Consider the following 7595-nt stretch of genomic DNA (forward strand, 5'->3'; position numbering starts at 1 on the left):
TATTGTGTAAATTTATTTTTTAATATTTTATTCTTTAAACACTGAGAAAAAATTATGAATTCAAAAGTTATTATTTTTGATACTACGTTACGTGATGGAGAGCAAGCATTACAAGCAAGCTTAAGTGTAAAACAAAAATTACAGATTGCATTATCTTTGGAAAATGCAGGTATAGATATTATTGAGGTTGGTTTTCCTGTTTCTTCACCAGGAGATTTTAAATCTGTAAGAGAAATATCTAAAAAAGTTAAAAATAGTAAAATATGTAGCTTAGCTCGTTGTGTTAATAAAGATATCGATGTTGCAGCAGAAGCAATGTCTCAATCAGAATCATTTCGAATACATATTTTTTTAGCAACTTCAATATTACATATGGAATCTAAACTAAATAAAAATTTTGATGAAATTATAGAAATGGCAGTGTCTTCTGTTAAAAGAGGGTTACGTTATACAGATGATATTGAGTTTTCTTGCGAGGATGCTAGTAGGACAACAATAGATAACTTGTGTAAAATTATTGAAAAATTGATAAATGCAGGTGTGAAAACGATTAATATACCAGATACAGTAGGATATACAGTTCCTAATGAATTATCTTTAATTATTAAAAATTTATTTCAACGTGTACCTAATATTGATAAATCTATTATTTCAGTGCATTGTCATGACGATTTAGGAATGGCAGTGGGAAATTCAATATCCGCTATAGAAGCAGGTGCTAGACAAATAGAAGGAACTATTAACGGTATTGGAGAGCGAGCTGGTAATACAGCATTAGAAGAAGTTATTATGGCAATCAAAGTTAGACAAGATATTTTGAGGGTATCAACTAACATCAAACATCAAGAAATATATCGTACTAGCAAAATAATCAGTGAAATTTGCAATATGCCTATCCCACCTCATAAAGCAATAGTAGGAAGTAATGCATTTGCACATTCTTCTGGAATTCATCAAGATGGTGTATTAAAAAACAGAAAAAATTATGAAATTATGGAACCTAGTAGTATAGGATTAAAAGAAGTTAAATTAAATTTAACATCTAGATCAGGTAGAGCTGCTGTAAAACATTATATGACAGAGATGGGTTATAAAGAAGCAGATTATAACATAGATGAATTATATACAGCATTTCTTAAATTAGCAGATAAAAAAGGGCAAGTTTTTGATTATGATTTAGAAGCGTTAGCATTTTTTAATACACAACAAGATGAATCAGAATATTTTTCATTATCTTTTTTTAGTGTTCAATCTATTTCTAATGGTTTGTCTACTGCTTCAGTAAAATTATTATGCGGAAAAAATGTGTTTATAGAATCTGCTACTACAATTAATGGCCCAGTAGATGCTATTTATCAAGCCTTAAATAGAATTACACATTTCCCTATAATTTTACAAAAATATCAATTAATAGCAAAAGGGAAAGGTAAAGATGCTTTAGGTCAAGTTAATATTTTAGTTAAATATAAAGAAAGACAATTTCATGGTGTCGGCTTAGCTACTGATATTATTGAATCTTCTGCACAAGCTATGATTAATGTTTTAAATACTATATGGAAAGTTAATCAAGTTAATAAAAAACTAAAAATTTTAAAAGTAAATAATTAAATTCTTTTATTTTAATTTATTAAATTTATAAATTGGAAAATATTTAATATGAAAAAAAAGTTTCGTATTGCCGTTTTACCTGGAGATGGTATAGGTCCAGAGGTTATGCAAGAAGCCTATAAGATTTTAGATGTTTTAAAAAAACATTTTTTTCTATCGTTGGCGATAGAGGAATTTGATGTTGGTGGTATAGCTATTGATAAATATGGAACAGCTTTACCTTCAAAAACAATAATCGGTTGTGAAAATTCTGATGCAATTTTATTTGGATCAGTCGGAGGTAGTAAATGGAATTTTTTACCACCTGAATTGCAACCTGAAAGAGCTGCTTTATTACCCTTAAGAAAGCATTTTAATCTTTTTTCTAATTTAAGACCAGCTAAATTATATTCAGAACTGAAACATTTATCTCCTCTTCGAAATGAAATTGTAAATGATGGTTTTGATATATTATGTGTCAGAGAATTAACTGGTGGTATTTACTTTGGAAAAAATAAAGGTAGATCAGTTGATAATAAAAATAATATATATGCTTTTGATACAGAAATTTATTATGAATTTGAAGTTCGTCGAATTGCTAATTTAGCTTTTCAAATCGCTCAGTCTAGAAAGAGAAAAATTTGTTCAATTGATAAAGCAAATGTTCTTGAAAGTTCTTTTTTATGGAGAGAAACAGTAGATAAAGTTTCTAAAAATTATCCTAATGTTAAATTATCTCATTTGTATATTGATAATGCTTCTATGCAACTTATTAAAGATCCGAATCAATTCGATGTCTTGCTTTGTTCTAATCTCTTTGGAGATATTCTTTCTGATGAATGTGCTATGATTACTGGTTCTGTTGGTATGCTTCCGTCTGCTAGTTTAAATCAAAAAAATTTCGGTTTATATGAACCTGCTGGGGGATCTGCTCCTGATATTAAGGGTCTCAATCTTGCTAATCCAATAGCTCAAATACTCTCTGTTTCTATGTTAGTAAGATATAGTATGAATTTACCTCAGATAGCAGATAAAATTGATTTATCTGTTCATCGTTGTTTAATAGAGGGATATAGAACAATAGATATATCTAATGGTAAAAATTACATTAAAACTACTGAAATGGGTAATATTATTACTAAATTTTTAATCGATGGAAAATGAAAATGAAAAAAACTTTATATGAAAAAATATATGATGCTCATATTGTACATAAAGAGGAAGAAAATATATCTATTTTATATATAGATTTGCATCTATTACATGAAGTTACATCGCCTCAAGCGTTTGATTCATTACGTAAGAAAAACAGACTTGTTCGTCAACCTAAAAAAACATTTGCTACAATGGATCATAATGTTTCCACAGTAAGTAAAAATATTGATGCTTCTGGTCCTATGGCAAAAATACAAATGGAACAATTAATTAAAAATTGTAATGAATTTAACATATCATTATATGATTTAAATAATTTAAATCAAGGGATCGTACATGTAATAGGTCCTGAAAATGGCATGACTTTACCTGGTACAACAATAGTATGCGGTGATTCTCATACATCGACTCATGGTGCGTTTGGCGCATTAGCTTTTGGCATTGGAACTTCAGAAGTTGAACATGTTCTTTCAACACAAACGTTAAAACAACAACGTTTTAAGAATATGAAGATTGAAATAATTGGTAAAATTAAAAATTTTATTACAGCTAAAGATGTTATTTTGTTTGTTATAGGACAGTTAGGAGCTTCTGGGGGCTCTGGTTATGTCATTGAATTTTGTGGAAATATAATTAAAGATATGTCTATGGAACAACGAATGACAATTTGTAATATGGCAATTGAAATGGGTGCTAAATCCGCATTAATTGCTCCTGATGAAATTACATATACATATTTAAAAGATAAATTATATTCGCCCTATGGACAACATTGGAAAAATGCAATTGATTATTGGAAAACATTGAAAACAGATAAAGATGCTTTTTTTGACAAAGAATTAACTATTGATGTTACTGATTTATCTCCTCAAATAACTTGGGGTACAAGTCCAGATCAAGTTTTATCAATAAATCAAAAAATACCAGATTATAAATTTTTTCATGATCCTATAAAGAAAAATTTAGCTAAATCTGCATGTAATTATATGAATTTAAAACCAGGAATGTACCTAACAGATGTTAAGATTGATAAAGTTTTTATCGGATCTTGTACAAATTCTCGTATAGAGGATTTAAGATCAGCTGCTGAAATATTAAAAAATAAAAAAATTTCAAATAACGTAAAAGCCATTGTTGTTCCTGGATCAGGTTTAGTTAAAAAACAAGCTGAAAAAGAAGGTTTAGATAAAATTTTTCTTAATGCAGGTTTTGAATGGAGGTTGCCGGGGTGTTCAATGTGTTTAGGTATGAATGATGATAAATTATATAATTCTGAACGTTGTGCTTCTACTAGCAATAGAAATTTTGAAGGTCGTCAGGGAAGGGGGGGGAGGACACATTTAGTAAGTCCAGTAATGGCTGTTGCCGCAGCTATACATGGAAAATTTTTTGATGTGAGAAATTTAAAATAATGAGATTAATTTAAAATGTTTAAATCTACTGAATACCAAGGTACTGTTGTACCTTTAAACGTATCAAATATAGATACGGATACTATTATTCCTAAACAATTTTTACAAAAAGTAAACAAAAGTGGCTTTGGTAAATATTTATTTCATGACTGGAGATATCTTGATAAAAATCAATCTAAAATCAATCCTAATTTTATTTTAAATAACAAGATTTATAAAAATGTTAGTATTTTATTAACCCAAGACAATTTTGGTTGTGGTTCTTCAAGAGAACATGCTGTTTGGGCTTTATTAGATTATGGTTTTAAAGTAATAATTGCTCCTAGTTTTTCCGATATTTTTTATACTAATAGCTTTAATAATAAACTTTTATTAATTGTTTTAAAAAAAATTGAAATTGATTATTTATTTAATTTGTTTAATAAAAAAATAAAAATTAAATTAGATATTGATTTAATACATAATAAAGTAAATTTTCAAAATGAAAGTTTTTTATTTAATTTAAATGATTTTCAACGTTTTTATTTATTAAATGATTTAGATAATATAGATTTAACTATGCAGTTTGATGATAAAATTAAATCTTATGAAAGTAAAATACCTGCTTTTTTCTTAAAAAGAAAAAAATTTAGTGCTTAAAAAATTTTAAATAGCGAATTTTAAAAAACTTCGCTATTTTTTTATGTTATATATTATTTTTATTTATATTTTAAAAAAATGTTATTTTGCATTTATTATATAGAAAGCATTTATAAAAAAAAATAATATGCATTTATCATATTAAAAAAAAAAAAATAGTGATTTTGCAATATAAAAAATTTTATAAAATAAGTATTTTTGAGATTTTTAGAAAAAATTTGATAATTTTCAATAAATTATTATGAATAGTACAGAGATATGACATTGAAAATGTGATTAAGATGGATTTTTTAATTATCAGGGTATGTATTTTTTGCTATTTTTCGTAAATAGTAATAACTAATATTCACTTGCTTTTTTAAACCACTGGGCCCCATTTTTGTTAATTCGCTAATAGAATATTTACCTACTAAAGCGCGCAGAATTTTTTGTCTTGCTTCTTTTTCATCTAACGCTATTAAACGCTGTGCATTTTTTTTCTTTTTATAAAAAGTATGTTTAGATATTCTATATTTAAAAAGATTTCTCATTTGAGTATCTTTTGCTTTTGTTTTTGCTTCAGAAATTGTTATAGGTTTTAATCCCTTAGTAATAAGATTTTTATTAATCCACCCTAATTGTTGTTTCTTAGCATTTATTAATTTTTTTTCAGAAACATCAAAAAGCATGAAGAATAGTGGTGTAAGTGTTATCATTTTAGGCATATAATTACCTAGTACCTTATCCCATATTTTTTTACAGGTTACAAAACCCATAGGCTCCATAAAGTGTGTGATTAATCTAGACGCACGTGTAATTGATTTATTACCTGCTTTTGATATTGTAGATAATCCGCATTCATCCGAAAGTTGCTCTACTGATGCTTGTACTAATTCTGATGAAATGTTAAAATGATATAGCATAGCTAAAACCATAGCTCTCATTGCACATGCGCGATGTTCATTTAATCTTCTGATTCTTTTTATCGGGATACCTGTTTTAATATTTTTAGGTTGAATAACATAATTTAGTTCGCATCTTGCTACATCTATTTCTGATGCTTTTTTCATTGCGAAATAAATAAATGATGGACGACGTTTGTCGTTTTTAGGGGGTGTAAAAAATGGATTTTTATTATTTATATAGCTTTTTCTAAATGACATAATATAATTTTTTCAAAAAGTGTTGTAAAATATAATTGTTGGATAATTTAATTTTTAAGATTATGCCTGTTATTTAACGATACATATTTAACATAAATTAAAAATTTTTTCAATATAATTTTAAAAAATTTTTACATAATTAAAAAATATTAAAGATATTATCTTTAATTATGTAAAAATTTTTTTCAATTGATGTATTTACATTAAATATACTTTTACATAAGTTAGGAATAGAAATGGAAAAATTTATTGAAAAATCAATATATGCTTCTCGTTGGTTAATGTTCCCTGTATATGTTGGTTTGTCGTTTGGATTTATCTTGTTAACATTAAAGTTTTTTCAACAAATAGTTTTTATTTTACCTGATATTTTAGCAATGTCAGAATCTGGTTTAGTTTTAGTAGTTTTGTCTTTAATTGACATTGCACTAGTAGGAGGGCTTCTAGTTATGGTAATGTTTTCAGGATATGAAAATTTTATTTCCAAAATGGATATAGAAGATAATCAAAAAAGATTAGGTTGGATGGGTACAATGGATGTTAATTCAATTAAAAACAAAGTTGCATCATCAATAGTTGCAATATCATCTGTACATTTGCTACGTCTCTTTATGGAAGCAGAAAGAATTTTAGATAATAAAATTATGTTATGCGTAATTATTCATTTAACATTTGTATTATCAGCTTTTGGAATGGCATATATTGATAAAATGAGTAAAAAAATAAAACATTAATTAAAATTTTTAGCGACTTGTTTTAAAGTTATTTGAAAGCATTTTAAATTTATGTTATAAATTGATGATTATATTTTAGTGATAAATAAATTATCTAACTAACCATTTTATTTTAATATATTTTCAAAAAATATATTCTATATTCAAGCGTATTATTTTGGTGTCTAGAAAAAATTATATATATAATGTAAAACCAGTATTTAATCCTCCTAAGAGTGATAAAAAAAGATCTAGTTTTATTGAATATGCAATGAAAAAAGCATCAGAGGTAGATGTTGCAAGAAGCACACTAAATTATACTTTATTAGCAATAAATCCTGAAACTGGTAGTATTTTACCTCGATTTAGAAGATTAAATGAACATCGCGCATGTGCAATGAGAGCTATGGTTATAGCTATGTTATATTATTACAATATGGAATCTCATTTAGTAGAAGCTTCGATTGAAAAATTATCAGATCAATGTGGATTATCTACAATATCAAAATTAGGCAATAAATCAATTACACGTGCGTCTAGACTAATTAGTGATTTTTTAGAACCTATGGGTTTTATAAAGTGCAAAAAAGAAAAAACTAAATTTTCTAGTAATTACACACCAAAAAAAATATTTTTAACTCCAATTTTTTTTATGTTATTGCATATTCCAAAGTCAAAGATAAATGAATATTTATTTGAATATAAGAAAAATTCTGAAGTTTTGAAAATTATCGAAAAAAAAATATTTATTTCATTTTCAGATATAAAAATTATTTTAAATTTAGATGAAAAATCTGCTAAGAATAAGATTCTTAATGCTTTAATTAATTTTTATACAGCACATGAATTAACACAAATTGGTCCTCAAGGCCTTAAGAAAAAGATAAATATTGAATATAATAACATATGCAATTTATATAAAGGCTAAAAAATAAATTTACACAATA

General features: G+C 26.2%; 7 protein-coding genes. 6 read left to right on the forward strand and 1 reads right to left on the reverse strand.

The window, feature by feature from the left end:
* Positions 1 to 54: 54 nt before the first annotated feature.
* Genes leuA through leuD form a run of 4 tightly spaced genes read left to right on the forward strand, consistent with a single transcriptional unit; the run spans position 55 to position 4793 of the window.
* Positions 55 to 1608, forward strand: a complete 1554-nt coding sequence (gene leuA, locus D9V63_RS03080; RefSeq protein WP_158369302.1) for a 2-isopropylmalate synthase — start codon at positions 55 to 57, stop codon at positions 1606 to 1608.
* Positions 1609 to 1656: 48 nt separating this feature from the next.
* The gene (gene leuB, locus D9V63_RS03085) at positions 1657 to 2751 is read left to right on the forward strand and encodes a 3-isopropylmalate dehydrogenase (protein WP_158369304.1); all 1095 of its coding nucleotides are present in this window, start codon (positions 1657 to 1659) and stop codon (positions 2749 to 2751) included.
* Between the two features lie 2 nt (positions 2752 to 2753).
* Positions 2754 to 4154, forward strand: a complete 1401-nt coding sequence (gene leuC / locus D9V63_RS03090) for a 3-isopropylmalate dehydratase large subunit (RefSeq protein WP_158369306.1) — start codon at positions 2754 to 2756, stop codon at positions 4152 to 4154.
* 15 nt (positions 4155 to 4169) lie between these two features.
* Positions 4170 to 4793 (forward strand): 3-isopropylmalate dehydratase small subunit, encoded by a 624-nt coding sequence (leuD, locus tag D9V63_RS03095; protein ID WP_158369308.1) that lies wholly within the window; start codon positions 4170 to 4172, stop codon positions 4791 to 4793.
* A 290-nt stretch (positions 4794 to 5083) separates the two neighbouring features.
* On the opposite strand, the gene repA (D9V63_RS03100) is transcribed toward leuD, so the two are convergent.
* Positions 5084 to 5935 carry a plasmid replication initiator RepA gene (gene repA, locus D9V63_RS03100; RefSeq protein WP_158369310.1) on the reverse strand — a complete coding sequence of 284 codons (852 nt, stop codon included), beginning with the start codon at positions 5933 to 5935 and terminating at the stop codon, positions 5084 to 5086.
* Between the two features lie 236 nt (positions 5936 to 6171).
* On the opposite strand from repA (D9V63_RS03100), the gene D9V63_RS03105 reads away from it, so the two are divergent.
* A complete protein-coding gene (locus D9V63_RS03105; protein WP_158369312.1) occupies positions 6172 to 6669 on the forward strand; it encodes a TIGR00645 family protein in 498 nt (165 codons plus the stop codon).
* Positions 6670 to 6829: 160 nt separating this feature from the next.
* A complete protein-coding gene (gene repA, locus D9V63_RS03110) occupies positions 6830 to 7576 on the forward strand; it encodes a plasmid replication initiator RepA (protein ID WP_158369314.1) in 747 nt (248 codons plus the stop codon).
* Positions 7577 to 7595 lie beyond the last annotated feature (19 nt).

The sequence above is a fragment of the Buchnera aphidicola (Aphis nasturtii) genome, assembly GCF_005083345.1.
In the GTDB taxonomy this organism is placed as follows: Bacteria; Pseudomonadota; Gammaproteobacteria; order Enterobacterales; family Enterobacteriaceae; genus Buchnera; species Buchnera aphidicola_R.

Coding starts and splice junctions, on each gene's coding strand:
- leuA (WP_158369302.1), top strand. CDS start 55: ATGAATTCAAAAGTTATTATTTTTGATACTACGTTACGTGATGGAGAG.
- leuB (WP_158369304.1), top strand. CDS start 1,657: ATGAAAAAAAAGTTTCGTATTGCCGTTTTACCTGGAGATGGTATAGGT.
- leuC (WP_158369306.1), top strand. CDS start 2,754: ATGAAAAAAACTTTATATGAAAAAATATATGATGCTCATATTGTACAT.
- leuD (WP_158369308.1), top strand. CDS start 4,170: ATGTTTAAATCTACTGAATACCAAGGTACTGTTGTACCTTTAAACGTA.
- repA (WP_158369310.1), bottom strand. CDS start 5,935: ATGTCATTTAGAAAAAGCTATATAAATAATAAAAATCCATTTTTTACA.
- D9V63_RS03105 (WP_158369312.1), top strand. CDS start 6,172: ATGGAAAAATTTATTGAAAAATCAATATATGCTTCTCGTTGGTTAATG.